This window comes from Streptomyces sp. NPDC053542 (genome assembly GCF_044544685.1).
Taxonomy (GTDB): Bacteria; Actinomycetota; Actinomycetes; order Streptomycetales; family Streptomycetaceae; genus Streptomyces.
Genome location: NZ_JBITXL010000004.1, coordinates 58,425 through 74,202, shown reverse-complemented (window position 1 = coordinate 74,202; position 15,778 = coordinate 58,425). Strand labels below are relative to the sequence as shown.

The 15,778-nt window shown below is 74.0% G+C and carries 15 protein-coding genes; 3 read left to right on the top strand and 12 right to left on the bottom strand.

Annotated features, from left to right (window positions below; translation table 11 throughout):
* Window positions 1-86: 86 nt before the first annotated feature.
* The 3 genes from ACIGXO_RS12020 to ACIGXO_RS12010 all read right to left on the bottom strand — a co-directional run bounded on the left by ACIGXO_RS12020 (window position 87) and on the right by ACIGXO_RS12010 (window position 2,875).
* Window positions 87-758, bottom strand: coding sequence for a response regulator transcription factor (locus ACIGXO_RS12020; RefSeq protein WP_223733714.1), 672 nt, complete (start codon window positions 756-758; stop codon window positions 87-89).
* The gene (macS, locus tag ACIGXO_RS12015; RefSeq protein ID WP_399785605.1) at window positions 755-2,011 is read right to left on the bottom strand and encodes a MacS family sensor histidine kinase; all 1,257 of its coding nucleotides are present in this window, start codon (window positions 2,009-2,011) and stop codon (window positions 755-757) included. Before macS ends, ACIGXO_RS12020 begins: the two co-directional genes overlap by 4 nt.
* 138 nt (window positions 2,012-2,149) lie before the next feature.
* On the bottom strand, window positions 2,150-2,875 hold the full coding sequence (locus ACIGXO_RS12010) for a lysophospholipid acyltransferase family protein (protein ID WP_399784085.1): 726 nt from the start codon (window positions 2,873-2,875) through the stop codon (window positions 2,150-2,152).
* 249 nt (window positions 2,876-3,124) lie between these two features.
* On the opposite strand from ACIGXO_RS12010, the gene ACIGXO_RS12005 reads away from it, so the two are divergent.
* Window positions 3,125-3,910, top strand: a complete 786-nt coding sequence (locus ACIGXO_RS12005) for an alpha/beta hydrolase (RefSeq protein ID WP_399784082.1) — start codon at window positions 3,125-3,127, stop codon at window positions 3,908-3,910.
* Window positions 3,897-4,640 (top strand): hypothetical protein, encoded by a 744-nt coding sequence (locus ACIGXO_RS12000; protein WP_399784079.1) that lies wholly within the window; start codon window positions 3,897-3,899, stop codon window positions 4,638-4,640. The genes ACIGXO_RS12005 and ACIGXO_RS12000 overlap by 14 nt, the downstream gene beginning before the upstream one ends.
* Window positions 4,641-4,685: 45 nt before the next feature.
* Here ACIGXO_RS12000 and ACIGXO_RS11995 read toward each other — a convergent pair whose 3' ends face one another.
* The 6 genes from ACIGXO_RS11995 to ACIGXO_RS11970 form a co-directional block, all read right to left on the bottom strand.
* Window positions 4,686-5,462 carry an endonuclease/exonuclease/phosphatase family protein gene (locus ACIGXO_RS11995; protein ID WP_399784077.1) on the bottom strand — a complete coding sequence of 259 codons (777 nt, stop codon included), beginning with the start codon at window positions 5,460-5,462 and terminating at the stop codon, window positions 4,686-4,688.
* Between the two features lie 3 nt (window positions 5,463-5,465).
* A complete protein-coding gene (locus ACIGXO_RS11990; RefSeq protein WP_399784074.1) occupies window positions 5,466-6,407 on the bottom strand; it encodes an ROK family glucokinase in 942 nt (313 codons plus the stop codon).
* A gap of 138 nt (window positions 6,408-6,545) precedes the next feature.
* Window positions 6,546-7,058, bottom strand: coding sequence for a DUF5304 domain-containing protein (locus ACIGXO_RS11985; RefSeq protein ID WP_399784072.1), 513 nt, complete (start codon window positions 7,056-7,058; stop codon window positions 6,546-6,548).
* Between the two features lie 100 nt (window positions 7,059-7,158).
* Window positions 7,159-8,379, bottom strand: coding sequence for an ArsA family ATPase (locus tag ACIGXO_RS11980; RefSeq protein WP_399784069.1), 1,221 nt, complete (start codon window positions 8,377-8,379; stop codon window positions 7,159-7,161).
* A gap of 2 nt (window positions 8,380-8,381) precedes the next feature.
* Window positions 8,382-8,855 carry an SRPBCC family protein gene (locus ACIGXO_RS11975; RefSeq protein ID WP_399784066.1) on the bottom strand — a complete coding sequence of 158 codons (474 nt, stop codon included), beginning with the start codon at window positions 8,853-8,855 and terminating at the stop codon, window positions 8,382-8,384.
* Between the two features lie 189 nt (window positions 8,856-9,044).
* Window positions 9,045-9,806 (bottom strand): metallophosphoesterase, encoded by a 762-nt coding sequence (locus tag ACIGXO_RS11970; protein WP_399784063.1) that lies wholly within the window; start codon window positions 9,804-9,806, stop codon window positions 9,045-9,047.
* A gap of 263 nt (window positions 9,807-10,069) precedes the next feature.
* Between ACIGXO_RS11970 and ACIGXO_RS11965 the strand changes: the two genes are divergently transcribed.
* The gene (locus ACIGXO_RS11965) at window positions 10,070-11,863 is read left to right on the top strand and encodes an AMP-dependent synthetase/ligase (RefSeq protein ID WP_399784061.1); all 1,794 of its coding nucleotides are present in this window, start codon (window positions 10,070-10,072) and stop codon (window positions 11,861-11,863) included.
* 133 nt (window positions 11,864-11,996) lie between these two features.
* On the opposite strand, the gene ACIGXO_RS11960 is transcribed toward ACIGXO_RS11965, so the two are convergent.
* The 3 genes from ACIGXO_RS11960 to ACIGXO_RS11950 form a co-directional block, all read right to left on the bottom strand.
* The gene (locus ACIGXO_RS11960) at window positions 11,997-13,139 is read right to left on the bottom strand and encodes a glycosyltransferase family 4 protein (RefSeq protein ID WP_399784058.1); all 1,143 of its coding nucleotides are present in this window, start codon (window positions 13,137-13,139) and stop codon (window positions 11,997-11,999) included.
* 76 nt (window positions 13,140-13,215) lie between these two features.
* Entirely contained in the window at window positions 13,216-14,499 is a 1,284-nt protein-coding gene (locus ACIGXO_RS11955; protein WP_399784055.1) for a hypothetical protein, read from the bottom strand.
* Between the two features lie 77 nt (window positions 14,500-14,576).
* A complete protein-coding gene (locus tag ACIGXO_RS11950; RefSeq protein WP_399784052.1) occupies window positions 14,577-15,626 on the bottom strand; it encodes an NlpC/P60 family protein in 1,050 nt (349 codons plus the stop codon).
* Window positions 15,627-15,778 lie beyond the last annotated feature (152 nt).

The following is a 15,778-nucleotide window of genomic DNA, read 5'->3' as shown; positions in this document are numbered from 1 at the left end:
GAGAGGGACGAGGGGCTGATTCCGGTGATTTTCCGGGGAGTTGGAGCCCGGCCGTTCACTCGTACGAGTGGTCCGTGCCGGGGCGCTCAGGGCGTGTCGAGCCCGCGCTCGATCGCGTACCGGACCAGCTCGACCCGATTGTGCAGCTGGAGCTTGCCGAGGGTGTTCTGGACGTGGTTCTGCACCGTGCGGTGCGAGATGACCAGGCGCTCGGCGATCTGCTTGTACGAGAGGCCCTTGGCGACCAGCCGCAGCACCTCGGTCTCGCGGTCGGTGAGCCGGGGCGCGCCGGGCTCGTCCTCGGTGGCCGGGGCCGGGTCGCTCGCCAGCCGGCGGTACTCCCCCAGCACCAGCCCGGCCAGGCCCGGAGTGAAGACCGGGTCGCCGACGGCGGTGGAGCGCACCGCCTCGATCAGCTCCGCCGTGCTGGCGGACTTGACCAGATAGCCCGTCGCGCCGGACTTCACGGCCTCCAGCACGTCCGCGTGCTCACCGCTCGCGGAGAGCACCAGGACCCGCAGCCGGGGGTTGGCGCCGACCAGCTCGCGGCAGACCTCGACGCCGGGCAGACCCGGGAGATTGAGGTCCAGGACCAGCACGTCGGGGCCGGCGGCCTGGGCTCTGCGGACCGCCTGCGGCCCGTCGCCCGCGGTCGCGACCACGTCGAACCCGGCCTCGGCCAGGTCCCTGGCCACCGCGTCCCGCCACATCGGGTGGTCGTCGACCACCATGACCTTCACGCCCTGGGGCTCGCTCATGCGCCTGCCTTCCCCCGTCGTCCGCCCTCGGGCGCGCCGCCCTTGGGAACCATCAGCTCCACCTCCGTGCCCTGGCCGGGGACCGAGATCCACTCGGCGCGGCCGCCGAGGTCCCGCAGCCGCCCCCGGATGGAGAGCGCGACCCCGAGCCGGCCCTCGCGCTCGGCGTCGGCGAGCCGGCCCTCGGGGATGCCCGGGCCGTCGTCCCGCACCGTCACGATCACCGACTCCGGCTCGTCCTCGACCAGGATCCACGCGTGGGCGCCGGGCCCCGCGTGCACTCGTACATTGTCCAGCGCGGCACTGACAGCGGCGGCCAGCTCCGCCGCGCGCGCCGCCGGGAGCAGCACCGGGGCACCCGGCTCGGAGAAGGTCACCCCGGCGCCCGCGTGGGGCGCGAGCAGCGCCCGCACATCGCACGGCTCGTCGGCGAGCGCCTCCTGCCCGTCGGGCACGCAGTTGTCCCCGTACGAGGGCCCGTCCGTCTCGTCCTCGTATCCCGTGCCTTCCGTGCCCGCCGCGTCCGGCGCCGTCGTCCGCCGCTTCGCGGGCACCAGCCCGCTGGAGACCAGCGTGCGCAGCGCGACCTCCTGTTCGCCCGCCATCCTGCCCAGCTCCGCCGCCTCGCCGCCGAGCGCGGCGCCGCGCCGCTGCACCATCGCCAGCACCTGCAGCACGCTGTCGTGGATGTCGCGGGCCAGCCGCTCGCGCTCCCGGGTGGCCGCCTCGATCTGCAGGGCGCGCGCGAGGGTGCGCTCACTGGCCCTGGCCACCTCGACGACGTAGCCGATCGCCACGCTCGCGACCCACACCAGCAGCACGTTGTGGACCGTGTCGCGGGCGAACTCCTGGCGCTCGGCGAGGTTGGCGAGGGCCACCACCGTGGAGGCACCGGCCGCCCAGCGCCAGCCGCCCTTGATCGCGAAGCCCAGCGCCGCGCCGGCCGTCCATATCGACGGCAGCGTGGGCGCGCCGCCCACGACCCGCGCATGGGTGTCGACGAGCATGGTGACCATGATGCCGACGACCGCGAAGCCGAGGTCGCCGAAGAGGAAGCGGCGGCTGCACCGCTCGGCGGAGGTGGTGCAGCGCCAGGTCAGCACCATCCATACGGTGAGCGCCCCCATGTAGGCGGCGCCGCCCAACGGGTGCGCGTACTCGGTGTAGTTGAGGGAGAAGATCACCACGGCGTAGACCAGGGTGAGCACCCGGTACCCCGTCAGCGCCCGCCACAGCGGGAGTTCGACGGACATCCGCAGCACCCGCGGCTGACGGGTGCGCGCCCCGGCCCCTTCGGCCGTTTCCTCGACCACCGTCGTGCTCGCCGTCCCGGCCGGCACGGCGGGTATCCGGTCCTCCGCTGTCATCTGGCCCACCCCCTCGCCGGCCGGCTAAGCGCCGGACCCGGACTTCTTCGCCGCCTTCTCCGCCTCGGCCTGCTTCTTGGCGGCCTCGGCGATCTGCCGCTTGGCGGCGGTCGCGTAGATGTCGACGTACTCCTGGCCCGACAGCTTCATGATCTCGTACATGACCTCGTCGGTGACCGACCGCAGGATGAAGCGGTCGCCCTCCATGCCGTGGTACCGGCTGAAGTCCAGCGGCTTGCCGATGCGGATGCCGGGCCGGATCATCTTCGGCACGATCTTGCCGGGCGGCTGCACCTTCTCCGTGTCGATCATCGCCACGGGGATCACCGGCGCGCCGGTGGCCAGCGTCACCCGGGCCAGGCCGCCGGGCTTGCCCCGGTAGAGCCGGCCGTCGGGCGAGCGGGTGCCCTCGGGGTAGATGCCGAACAGCTCGCCGCGCTCCAGCACCTCGATGCCGCTCTTGATCGCCGCCTCACCGGCGCCGCGCCCGCCGGAGCGGTCCACCGGCAGCTGCCCGACGCCCTTGAAGAACGCGGCGGTCAGCTTGCCCTTGACGCCGGGCGAGGTGAAGTACTCGGCCTTGGCGATGAAGGTGACCTTCCGGTCGAGCACCGCGGGCAGGAAGAAGGAGTCCGAAAAGGACAGGTGGTTGCTCGCCAGGATGGCGGGCCCCTCGGCAGGGATGTTCTCCAGGCCCTCGACCCAGGGGCGGAACGCCAGCTTCAGCGAGTTGCCGATGGAAAACTTCATTGCGCCGTAGATCAACGCCACTCCTTCTTGGTCCGACGCAAAGACCTTAACCCGCGCGGCGGCCCGTCCCCTCACCGTGCACGGCGCCGCCGGTCCCCGCCGCCTCTCCCCGCACGGCACACCCTTCCCTGCGGACCTATCCGGGCGGCTGGGCTTTGCGTACCCTGCAGTTACCAGCTTTCGCCGCAGGCTGGCGCTCTTCCTTTCTCCCTTACCGCTCGCTTCCCCTTTACCGAACGGAGTCCTCCGGTGCCGCTTCTCCCCGGGGCCGAGCCGTTCCGCCATGAAGGCGGCCGGGTCGGCGTCCTCGTCTGTCACGGCTTCACCGGCTCCCCGCAGTCCGTCCGCCCCTGGGCCGAGTACCTCGCGGCCCGCGGCCTCACCGTCTCCCTGCCGCTGCTGCCCGGGCACGGCACCCGCTGGCAGGACCTCCAGGTCACCACCTGGCAGGACTGGTACGCCGAGGTGGACCGCGAGCTGCGCGCGCTGACCGCCCGCTGCGACCAGGTCTTCGTCTGCGGACTGTCCATGGGCGGCGCGCTGGCGCTGCGGCTGGCCGCCCGGCACGGCGACGCGATCAGCGGCGTGGCCGTGGTGAACCCGGCGAACAAGGTGCACGACGCGGCGGCCCCGCTGCTGCCGGTGCTGCGCCATCTCGTCCGTACGACCAAGGGCCTGACCAGCGACATCTGCCAGGCGAACGCGATGGAGACCGGCTACGACCGGGTGCCGCTGCACGCGGCGCACTCCGTACGGCAGTTCTTCCGCCTGGTGGACGCCGAGCTGCCGCAGGTCACCCAGCCGCTGCTGGTGATGACCAGCCCGCAGGACCATGTGGTGCCGCCGGCCGACTCCGAGCGCATCATGAGCCGGGTCTCGTCCAAGGACCTGCGGCAGAAGCTGCTGGAGCGCAGCTATCACGTCGCCACCCTGGACCATGACGCCGAGCAGATCTTCGAGGACACCTACGACTTCATCGCCCGCCTCGCACCGGCCGTGAAGGGGGAGGGGACGACCACCAGTGGGGGAGCGTGACCCGCGCGATCCTCTGGACGAGGACGCCGCCTGGGCAGAGATCGTGGCCTCCTACGGGGAGGAGCCGGCCTTTCCCGCACCGGAGGACCGGCCGTCCGCGCCCGTCTCGGCGCGGCCCGAGGCCGGGGAGCCGGAGCGCCCGGTGACGGACCTGGACCTGGAGAAGGGCCTGGCGAACTGGGAGAAGGAGCTGGGCCTGGAGAAGAGCCAGGGGCAGAGCGCGGAGAGCGGCTCGGACGAGGGCCCGGAGAAGGGGCCGGCGGAGGGGCCGGACGCGGCGCGGGAGAAGGCGTCCGAAGGGAACCGGTCCGGTGCCGGGGACGGGCCGGGCGAGGTGCCGGGCGAGGTCCCGCCCGCCGGCCGGTCCGAGGACGCGTCCGGTGACCGGCCCGGCAGCTTCATCGTGTACGCGCCGGGCGTCGGGCCGCGCGACTGGTCGGCCGGGGCGCCCTCCGACGACGACTTCGACGAGGACGACGAGGGGCACTTCACGCCTCCCGAGCCGCCGCCGCTGCCGCAGGCCGACGTGACGACCAAGTTCGCGTGGATCGCGGTACTGGGCGGGCCGCTGCTGCTCATCCTGGTGATGATCTTCCAGCAGCCCGTCACGTGGTGGATCACCGTGCTGGGCATCGGCGGGTTCCTGGGCGGTTTCGCGACGCTGTTCGCCCGGATGAAGACCGATGACGAGGATGACGATCCCCGGCCCGGGGGCGGTGCGGTCGTCTGACGGCTGCCGCGCCGTCGTGGCCGGTCGCGCAGTTGCCCGCGCCCCTTACGGGGCCAGGGCCGGCACCCGTAGCGCCGCGAGCACCGGTAGGTGATCAGATGCCGCCAGCAGATCCGCTTCCTCGACACCCGGGAGATCGATCGGTACGCCGCACGCCAGGACCTCCACGCCGGAGGTCGTGAACACGCCGTCGATGCGCTGGTGCGGATCGTGCGGGGTGGAGGTGTACTCGCCGCCCCACGGCGCGGCCTGCCAGGCGTCCGTCAGCGACCCGGCCAGCCGCCGGAAGCTGCGGCCCCTGGGCCGGTCGTTGACGTCGCCGCCGGCCACCGCGTGCGGCGCGTCCAGCAGCGCGAGCCGCTCCAGGAGCAGCCCCGCCTGCTCGTACCGCTCCGCCGCGCTCAGGCTCAGATGCGCGCTGAGCACGCCGAGCCGCGCTCCCCCGATGCGCAGCACCGCGGTCGCGAAGCCGCGCCGGTGCAGGCCGGGGGTCTTCGGCAGCAGGACGTCCTCGGCGCGCTCCACGTGGGCGCGGAGCGAGGTGAGGATCATCGGGCCGCAGGCGGTCGCGCCGCCCGTGGCGTACACCAGCTCCGATTCCCGGGCCAGGGCCGCCGCGGCCTTCCGCCAGCGGAAGAAGCGCGGCGCCTCCTGGATGAGCGCGACGTCGGGGGCGCAGGCCCGGATGACCCTGGCGAGCGCCGCCCGGTCGTCACGCATCGAGCGGATGTTGTAGCTGAGCACCCGAATGACGGCGGAGCCGTCGGACTCGGTCACGGACTGCGGGAACCCGGCCGCGGTCTCCGGGCGCTCGGCCACCACGGCTCAGCCCTGGCGGGCCAGGTCGGCGGCGCCGACGAGGCCGGCCTTGCCGCCGAGCTGGGCGGCGAGGACCTGGGCGTGCGGCCGCCACTGGTTGCCGACCAGCCAGCGCCGGAAGGACTTGCGGATCGGGTCCAGGACCAGCTCGCCCTCGTCGGAGACGCCGCCGCCGACGATGAAGGCGGAGGGGTCGAAGAGCGAGGCGAGGTCGGCCAGGCCCGCGCCGGCCCAGCGGGCCAGCTCGCGGAAGGAGTCCACGGCGACCGGGCAGCCCTGCCGCGCGGCCTCGCTGACGTGCCGGCCCTCGATGCCCTCGGAGGTGCCGTCGCCCAGGCCCAGCAGGATCTTGGCGTTCTCCGGGGTCGCGAAGGCGCGCTGCTTGGCGTACCGCAGGAGCGCGCGCCCGGAGGCGTACTGCTCCCAGCAGCCCTGGCTGCCGCAGCCGCAGAGCAGGCCGTCCGGCACGACCCGGATGTGGCCGAACTCGGCCGCGACGCCGAAGCGGCCGCGGCGCAGCTTGTTGCCGATGATGATGCCGCCGCCGAGGCCCGTGCCGAGCGTGATGCAGATGACGTCGCTGTGGCCCTGGCCGGCGCCGAACTTGTACTCGCCCCAGGCCGCGGCGTTCGCGTCGTTCTCCACCACGACGGGGAGGCCGACGCGCTGCTCGACGTTGTCCTTGAGCGGCTCGTGGCGCCAGTTGATGTTCGGGGCGAAGAGCACCGTGGCGCGCTTCTCGTCGACGTACCCGGCGGCGCCGATGCCGACGGCCTCGATCTGATGGCCGGCCCCGACGCTGCGGACCGCGTCGGCAATCGCCTCGGTCAGCGCCTGGGAGGTCGGCGGGGTCGGCACCTTGCACGTCTCAAGGATCGTGCCCTCTTCGTCGACCACGCCGGCCGCGATCTTCGTGCCGCCGATGTCGACGCCGATGGTGAGTCCCATGTGTCCCTCAGTTTTCCGGTCGAACCCCGCCAACGGACAACCGTACCGGAGCCGGGGCCCCACCGGAGGCCGATGGATCACCAGCCGGACACCTGACTCGCTCCGGGCCGCCGGCCGAGGCCGATCAGCCGGGGCCGATCAGTCGAGGTCAATGCGCTCGCTGCCGCCCGCGCCCGCCGGGCCCTCGTCGTCGCGCCCGCCACGGGGCCGCTCGGGCCCCTCCGCCTGCGGGCCGCGCGCCGTGGCGTCCCGGTCCTCGGCGGCGCCCCGGGTCCAGCGCCGCTCGCCCGCCTCGACGGCGGAGCGGTACGCGGCGAGCAGTTCGGAGCCGGCCGCCGCGAGGTGGTCGAAGACCTCGGGATTGCGCTCGATGACCGGCTCGACGGCGGCCCTGGCCTGCTGGAGGAACTGGTTGACCGCGCCCTTCGCGGCCATTCCGCCGACCGCGCCGGGCAGCTGGATGCCGGCGATCTTGTCGCTGACGGCCTCGGCGAGCTTGCGCAGCTCCTCGGCGGCGCTGCCCGGCTGCCGGCCGTACTCGGCGCGGCGGCGGGCCCGCTCCGCCGCCAGGTCCTCGGCGCATGCCTGTTCCCAGGCGTCGTCGTCCGTCCGGGGCGGGTTGTCTGCGGGGCGCTCGGTGTCATCGGTCATGACGGGCTCCTGGCGGCGGTACGTCGGAGTGCGGGTGCTTCCGACGTTACCGGAATGGCGGTACCTGGCGGCCCCGGAACCCCGGGACCAGCACCTTCGTTCACGGCCCTGCCGGCCCGCCGTGCTCCCGGGGCCACAGCTCCGGGTCGGGGGTGAAGCGGACGTGCAGTACCCCGTCGCGCAGCCCGGCGCCGGAGACGGTGCAGCGGCGCAGCGCGGAGGGGAGGGTACGGATGCGCCGGAACGGGCCGACCGTGATGATCAGTTCGTCGCCGCGCCGGACGAGGCCGAGGGCGTCACGGGTGGCGCCGGGCAGCGGCAGTTGCCAGACCAGCAGCCCGTCCTCGGCGAGGCGGTCCGCGACGGTCCCGGCGAGGTCCGCGCGGCGCGTACCGCCGTCCGCCGCGCCGTCCGTCCCGTCCGCCGGCCCGGCGATCAGCTCCGCCAGCTCCGCCGTCCCGCGGGGATCGCGGCCCAGGTGCGGCACCTCGTGCACCGGCACCCCGGCGAAGTCCTCCCGCAGCGCCTTGAGGGCCGTCTGCTGCTGACCGGAGAGCCCGGCAAGGAAGGGGTCGGCGGAGTCGGCGGGCAGCATGCGGTTGGCGACCACGGCGTCCAGCCGGTGGCCGAAGAGGGCGAGGCCCGCGCGGGCGGTGCGCAGGTCGGCGGCGCCGGCCGGGCCCGGCTCGGCGACCAGCCGCACGCTGGTGCCCGGGTCCTCGATGACGGCCTGCACGGCGGCGAGTTCGTGTTCCCAGCGCGCGGCGGTCTCGTACACCTTCTGCGCGGGCATCGGCACCCCGGCGAGCTGGGCGAGTACCGGGCGCAGCGCGCGGGCCGCCTGGCGTTCGGCGGGCAGCAGCCGGCGCAGGCCGCGGCGGGCCTGCTCGGGCAGGGCGAGCAGCCGGACGGCCCGCTCGGCGGGCGGCAGGTCGACGACGACCAGGTCCCAGGCGCCGGCTTCGTGCGCGGCGCGCAGCGCGTGCAGCAGGGCGAAGATCTCCGCGCCGGGGAGCTCGGTGAGCTCGTCCTCGTCCAGCGGCGTGGCGCCCAGCAGGTCGAGCGCGGCCGCCGCCCGCTCCTGGAAGGCCAGGAACTCGCGGCGGAAGTGGTCGGCGGTGTCGACCCTGTGGGCCCACAGGCCGGGCGCGGCCTCGGTGGGCTCGCCGGTCAGCGGCGTGCCGAGGGCCGCCTCGGGGACGCCGCTCTCCAGGGTGAGGAAGAGGACGCGCTGCCGCCGCCGGGCCGCCGCGAGGGCGGTGGCGGCGGCGACGGTGGTGCGGCCCGCGCCGCCGGGACCGGTGACGAGGACCGTGCGCACGCTCAGCTGCTCGCGGCCTCGTCGGAGGAGCCCGGGGCGCCGCTCTCGACGCGCTTCTTCAGGCCGTCCAGCGCGCGGTCGATGATGACCTTCTCGGCCTTGCGCTTGATCATGCCGAGCATCGGGATCTTGACGTCGACGGTGAGCTGGTAGGTGACCTCGGTGTGCTTGCCGCCGGCCACCGGCGCCAGACGGTAGGAGCCGTCCAGGGCGCGCAGCATCTGGGACTTGACGAGCGACCAGCTGACCTCGTGCTCGCCGGTCCAGGTGTACGCGAGGGTGTGGTCGTCCTTGATGGCGCCGGCGTCCAGCACGAGCCGGACCTGCTGGGCGCGGCCCTGGTCGTCCTTCTCCAGTACCTCGGCCTCCTTGACCTCACCGGTCCATTCCGGATAGCGGTCGAAGTCGGCGATCACTCCCATCACATCGGCGGGTGCCGCCTCGATCGTGATGCTAGAGCTGGTGTGTTCGGCCATCGCCGTGACTCCTCCATGCCGATTCATGCCGGTGCGCCGACTCGTGGGCCCGTGTCCGGACGGTGCGGACGACCGTGTCCGACCCTGCTGCTGAAGGCTACCGCGCGGCGGGGGCCGTCCCGACCCGCGGTCGGTGGGTATGGCCCGGTACGGCACGGGTGACCGCCGGTTCCCGACGGGCTCCGCGGCTCACCACTCCAGCGCGAACGGCGTCCCGGTGGCATTGAAATGCCCGACATTGATGCATTCCGTCCGGCCGATCCGCATCCGCCGGGACAACGGCTGGTGAACGTGGCCGAAGAGGGAGTAGCGCGGCCGGGTGCGGCGGATGGCATCGAGGAGGGCGCGGCTGCCGCGTTCGAAGCGGCGGGCGACGGTGTCGTAGCAGAGGTCGGGGACCTCGGGCGGGATGTGGGTGCACAGCACGTCCACCTCGCCGACCGCCTCGATCTTCGCGGCGTACTCCTCGTCGCTGATCTCGAAGGGCGTCTTCATGGCGGTCCGCAGGCCGCCGCCGACGAAGCCGAAGACCCGGCCGCCGATCTCCGCCCGCTGGCCGTCCAGGACGGTGGTGCCGGGACCGGCGAACTCCGGCCAAAGATTGGGGAGATCGACATTGCCGTAGGTGGCGTACGTCGGAGTGGGGAACGCGGCGAACATTTCGGCGTACTGCTTGCGTACCGCGGCCTCGATGGCGGCGTGCCTGTCCCGCCCGGCCCACAGCCTGCGGCCCAGCTCACGGGCCTCGTCGAAGCGGCGGGCCGTGCGCAGTTCGACGAGCCGGCCGGCGTTCTCGGCACCGAAGAGGTCGGGGAAGATCCCGCGCGAGTGGTCGGCGTAGTCCAGGAAGAGGACCAGGTCGCCGAGGCAGACCAGGGCGTCGGCCCCGTCCCCCGCCGTGGCGAGGTCCCGGCTGTTGCCATGTACGTCACTGACCACATGTACGCGCATACGGCTCAGATTAGGCCCCCTGGCGTGGCGCCGGGAGACCGCACCGACCTGCGGTTACTTCCGGGTCACCGAAAGTCTGGACTACGCTTCGCGGGGGCCGTCCGGATATGTGTGACGCATAAAACATCTGGGCGGGACCCCCTATCCCCGAAGGCATACCGATGGGTAACGTCCGGGCAGTCCAATCCCCCTTGCCCCATCATGGACCGCAGCCGGCCTGACGCACCGCGTGGTGACGCCGGCGCCACCGAGGAGCAGCAGTCTTGCGCGAGTTCAGCCTTCCGGCCCTGTACGAGGTCCCCGCGGACGGCAACCTGACGGATCTCATCCGCCGGAATGCCGCGCAGCACCCCGATGTCGCGGTCATCGGCCGCAAGGTCGCCGGCCAGTGGCAGGACGTCACCGCCGCCGCCTTCCTGGCCGAGGTGCGCGCCGTGGCCAAGGGCCTGATCGCCTCCGGCGTCGGCCCCGGCGACCGCATCGGCCTGATGTCCCGCACGCGTTACGAGTGGACGCTGCTGGACTTCGCCATCTGGAGCGCGGGCGCGGTCACCGTCCCCGTCTACGAGACCAGCTCGCCCGAGCAGATCCAGTGGATCCTGGGCGACTCCGGCGCGGTGGCCTGCCTGGTGGAGACGCCCGGGCACGAGGCCGCGGTGGAGTCGGTGCGCGACCGGCTCCCGGCGCTCGCCAACATCTGGCAGATCGAGCGGGACGCGATAGCCCGGCTGCACGCCGCGGGCGACGGGATGTCCGACGACGAGGTGGACGCGCGCAGCGCCCTCGCCGACGCCGACTCCCCCGCCACGATCGTCTACACCTCCGGCACGACGGGCCGCCCCAAGGGCTGTGTCCTCAGCCACCGCGCGTTCTTCGCCGAGTGCGGCAACATCGTCGAGCGGCTGCGCCCCCTCTTCCGTACCGGCGACTCCTCCGTCCTCCTCTTCCTCCCCGTCGCGCACGTCTTCGGGCGGCTGGTCGAGGTCGCCTCCGTCATGGCCCCCATCAAGCTCGGCCATGTCGCGGACATCAAGCACCTCACCGACGAACTGGCCGCGTTCAAGCCGACGATGGTGCTCGGCGTGCCGCGCGTCTTCGAGAAGGTCTACAACACCGCGCGGGCCAAGGCGCAGGCGGACGGCAAGGGCAAGATCTTCGACAAGGCCGCGGACACCGCGATCGCCTACAGCCGCGCGCTGGACACCCCGGCCGGCCCGTCGATGAGCCTGAAGCTCAAGTACAAGGTCTTCGACCGGCTCGTCTACGGCAAGCTGCGCGCCGTGCTCGGCGGCCGCGCCACGCACGCGATCTCCGGCGGCGCGCCGCTGGGCGAGCGGCTCGGCCACTTCTACCGGGGCATCGGCTTCACGGTCCTGGAGGGGTACGGCCTCACCGAGTCCTGCGCCGCGACCGCGTTCAACCCCTGGGACCGCCAGAAGATCGGCACGGTCGGCCAGCCGCTCCCCGGCTCGGTCGTCCGCATCGCCGACGACGGCGAGGTCCTGCTCCACGGCGAGCACCTCTTCACCACGTACTGGAACAACGAGCAGGCCACCGCGGACGCGCTGTCCGACGGCTGGTTCCACACCGGTGACATCGGCACCCTGGACGAGGACGGCTACCTCGCCATCACCGGGCGCAAGAAGGAGATCCTGGTGACGGCCGGCGGCAAGAACGTCGCGCCCGCCGTCATCGAGGACCGCATCCGCGCCCACGCGCTGGTGGCCGAGTGCATGGTCGTCGGCGACGGCCGGCCGTTCGTCGGCGCGCTGGTCACCCTGGACGAGGAGTTCCTGCCGCGCTGGGCCACGGAGCACGGCAAGGTGGGCAAGAGCACCGCCGAGCTGACCGAGGACCCGGAGCTGCTGGCCGCGGTCCAGCGCGCGGTGGACGACGGCAACGCGGCGGTCTCGCGCGCCGAGTCGGTACGCAAGTTCCGCGTCCTGCCGACCCAGTTCACCGAGGAGTCGGGGCACGTCACCCCGTCGCTGAAGCTCAAGCGCAATGTCGTCGCGAAGGACTTCGCGGAGGACATCGAGGCGCTGTACCGCGGCTGAAAATCAAGCCCGTCCGGCGATTGAGGACCGGGGTCCGGGGCGGAGCCCCCACGCGGCGGAGCCGCATATGTCACAGCCGGGAAGGGGCGGGTCGGGGACTTTTCCAGCCCCCGGCCGCCCCGCCCGGCGCGCGTCAGAGCAGCGTCCGCAGCCGCTCCGCGAGCAGGTCCCAGCGCCACTTCTCCTCGACCCAGGCGCGGCCGCGCTCGCCCATGCGGCGGCGCAGGTCCGGGTCCTGGAGCAGGGGGACGATGCGGTCCGCGGCGGCGGTCGGGGAGCCGCCCGGCACCACCCAGCCGGTCTCGCCGTCCAGCACCGCGTCCGGGGCGCCGCCGGAGTCGCCCGCCACGACCGGCAGCCCGGTGGCGGACGCCTCCAGGTAGACGATGCCCAGGCCCTCCACGTCCAGGCCGCCGCGCCGGGTGCGGCAGGGCATCGCGAAGACGTCGCCCGCGCCGTAGTGCGCCGGCAGCTCCGCCCACGGGACGGCGCCGGTGAAGTACACGTCGTCGGCGACGCCGCGGGTCTCCGCGAGGGCGCGCAGGTCCTTCTCGTACGGGCCGCCGCCGACGATCAGCAGGGCCGCGTCCGGGACCGCGGTACGGATCCGGGGCATGGCCTCGATCAGGGTGTCCTGGCCCTTGCGCGGCACGAGCCGGGACACGCACACCACGACCGGGCGGCCGGCGAGCCCCAGGCGGGCCCGCACCTCGTCACCGCCGGAACCGGGATGGAAGGTCTTCTCGTCCACGCCGGGCGGCAGTTGGGTCATCCGCGCGGCCGCCGCGGGGGTCAGCGCCCGCGCGATCCGGGAGCGGGTGTACTCGCCGAGGTAGGTCAGCGTGTCCGTGCCCTCGCCGATCCGCCGCAGCAGCTCCCGCGAGCCCGGCAGCTGCGCCCAGCCCGCCTCGTGGCCGTGGGTGGTGGCCACGATCCGGCGCGCGCCCGCGGCGCGCAGCGCGGGCGCCATCAGGCCGAGCGGGGCCGCGGCGCCGAACCACACCGACGTACAGCCGTGTTCGCGCAGCAGGGCCGCTGCGCGGCGGGTGACGCGGGGGGTGGGCAGCAGCATCGTGGTGCGGTCCCGGACGACGGGGTACGGCTGCTCGGCGTCGAAGGCCGCCGTCGCCGCGAGGCCGTCCGCGCTGCGCTTCCAGGTCGACGCGTAGACGACGACCTTCTCGGGGTCGAGGCGGAGCGCCATGCTGTGCAGAAATGCCTGGATTCCGCCCGGGCGGGGCGGGAAGTCGTTCGTGACGATCAGGGTCTTGTCCATCGGATGCGACAGTACCGGGTGCGGTCGGTGATCCAGCGACGCGCCGTTGTGGTTGCTCGCGCAGTTCCCCGCGCCCCTAAGGGGCGCTTCCCAGCTCCTGCTGCACGTACGTCCGCCACTTCGCCGTGAACTCCGCCGTCGAGACCTGCAGCTCCTCGCGCATCGTGCGGTCCAGGCCCGCCGCGCCCCTCGGGGCCGTCGCCATGGCCCGGTAGAACGACGCCAGGCGGGATTCGCCCCATGTGTCGGCGATCAGGCGGCAGGCCAGCCACGCGCCCTCGTACGCGCGGTTCAGGCGGTCGGCGCCCGCGTCGAAGCCGAAGTCGGCCGTGGTCGGCAGCCGCTCCGGGAGGCGGCCCGCGGCCACCGCGCGGGTCAGTTCGGGAGCGGCGGCGCGCGGCGTGCGCCGTGCCGTGCGGTACGCGGTCCAGTCGGCGAAGCCCTCGGAGAGCCACAGCGGCGTGGCGGGCGTCGTCACGGCACGGGTGGCGACGTGGGCCGTCTCGTGGGTGAGGACGATCCGCCGGCCGAGGTCGCTCAGCTCGCCGTACGCCTGCGGGTTCACGATCACCCGGTCCGCGGGTGCCCGGTTCGAGGCGCCCGCCTCCCCCGTGGTGACGGCCGCGATGCCCGTGTACGCGGAGTCGTCCGAGGAGCCCAGCAGCTCGGCCATGCGGCGCACCGAGTCCGGCGCCTCGACCACCACCTTGCGCGACCAGCGGCCCGGCCAGGCGTCCGCGACGGCCGGTACCGCGGCGTCCGTGCGCCGGGCCAGCTCGCGCAGGCGCGCGGCCGGCTGCCCGGTGCCCAGCACCAGGCTGCGCTCGCCGCGTACGAGACGGACCCGGCCCTGGTCCCACAGCTGGCGCGCCGTCCGTTTGCCGTTCAGCGCGCCGTCGGTGTCCGAGGTGATCCGCCAGCGGCCGTCGCGCCGGGTGAGGGTGAGGTACTGGACGGCCGTGACGGGCGCGGTGTCGTACCCGGCGAGGCGGTAGCGCAGCCGGACCTCGGCGGCGACGCGGGGGCCGCCGCCCGCGGCCTCGGGGAGCGGGAAGGCACCGGTGCGCACGAGGCGGTAGCGCCAGTCGGCGAGCGGCACGCCGCGCAGGTTCGCGAACGTCGCCCGCTGCCGGTCCCGGAAGCCGTCCGCCGCCGGGTCCACCGACGCGAGGAAGGCGCCCTCGTCGTGGTCGCGGACGGCGGCGGCGCGGGCATCCAGCGCCCGCTGCACGGCCGTCCTGTCGGTCACTTCGCGGGCGGGCCCCCCGCAGCCCGTGAGCACCGCGAGCAGCAGGGCCAGACAGGCCGCCGCCCAGGTCGCCGCCGTGTGCCGCCGGTACGGCCGCCGCTTTTCCGCCACCCGCCGAATCGTACGCGTGAGCGGATACCGGTGAGCGACATTCGGACGCCCGGCAGCCGCTTCCGGCGGGAGAGGGCTCAGACGCGGGTCACCCCGGACACCGGCATCATGCCGACCGGGTCGTAGCGCACCTGCGCGCCCGGGTGCGGCGCGTGCACGACCTGCCCGTTGCCCACGTACATCCCGACGTGGCTGGCGTCGGAGCGGTAGATCACGAGGTCGCCGGGGCGGGCCTGGGAGAGCGGGACCTGGCGCCCGGCGTACCGCTGCGACTGCGAGGTGCGCGGCAGGGAGACCCCGGCCCTGGCGTACGCCCACTGCATCAGCCCGGAGCAGTCGAAGGACCGCGGGCCGGACGCGCCCCAGACGTACGGGGCGCCGACCGCGGACCGGGCGGCGGCCACCGCGAGCGCGGACCGGCCGGAGAGCCCCGCGAGTTCGGTGAGCTCCGGGAGCGCGCCCGCGCGGGCGCCGCGCGAGGCGCGGGCGTAGGCCGCCCGGTCGCGCGCGGGCAGCGAGGCGAGCAGCTGCCGGGCCGCGCCGAGCTTGCGTTCGACGGCGTGCTTGTGGCGGGCGACGGCGCGCCGGGCCTCCTCCAGCCGGGCCAGCCGCCCGGCGGCCTCCCGGCGCTGCCGCTGCAGCATCCGCTCGGCGTCCACCAGCCGGTTCAGCCGCCCCGCCTGGGCGGTGCCGAGCCGGTTCAGGGTCTGCGCCTTGTCGAGGTAGTCGGCGGGGCGCGCGGAGAGCATCAGGGCGAGCGAGGGGTCCACGCCGCCGGACCGGTACTGGGCGGCGGCCATCGCGCCGAGCCGGTCGTGCAGCCGGTTCACCCGTTCCTGGGCGCGGGCCGCGCGGTCCTGGAGGACGGTCACCTGGTCGCGCAGCTCGGCGGTGCGTTCCTTGGCGCCGTTGTACCGCTCGGTGGCCCGTTCCGCGCGGGCGTAGAGCGCGTCGACGCGCGAGGTGAGCTGCGCGTGGCTCGCGGTGCGGCCGGTGCCGGTGCCGGGGTCGGCGGTCGCGGGGACCGCGGTCAGCGCGGCGGCGGCGGCCGCTGCGGCGGCCGAGATGAGGGTGATCCGTGCCGGGCCCTGCGGGCCGGCCGGCGAGGAACGGCGGTGGGACGCCACGTGAGGCCGCACTCCCTTCCCGTGCAGCCCCTGCCGCCCGGGGTCGGGCGGTCCGTGTCCGGCGGCTGCGAGGGCAGACAGTAATCGCGCCGGTACACCCCGGCCAAAGACCTCCGGACCCGTACAAAAATCCGCCTCGCCGGTGACTGCGC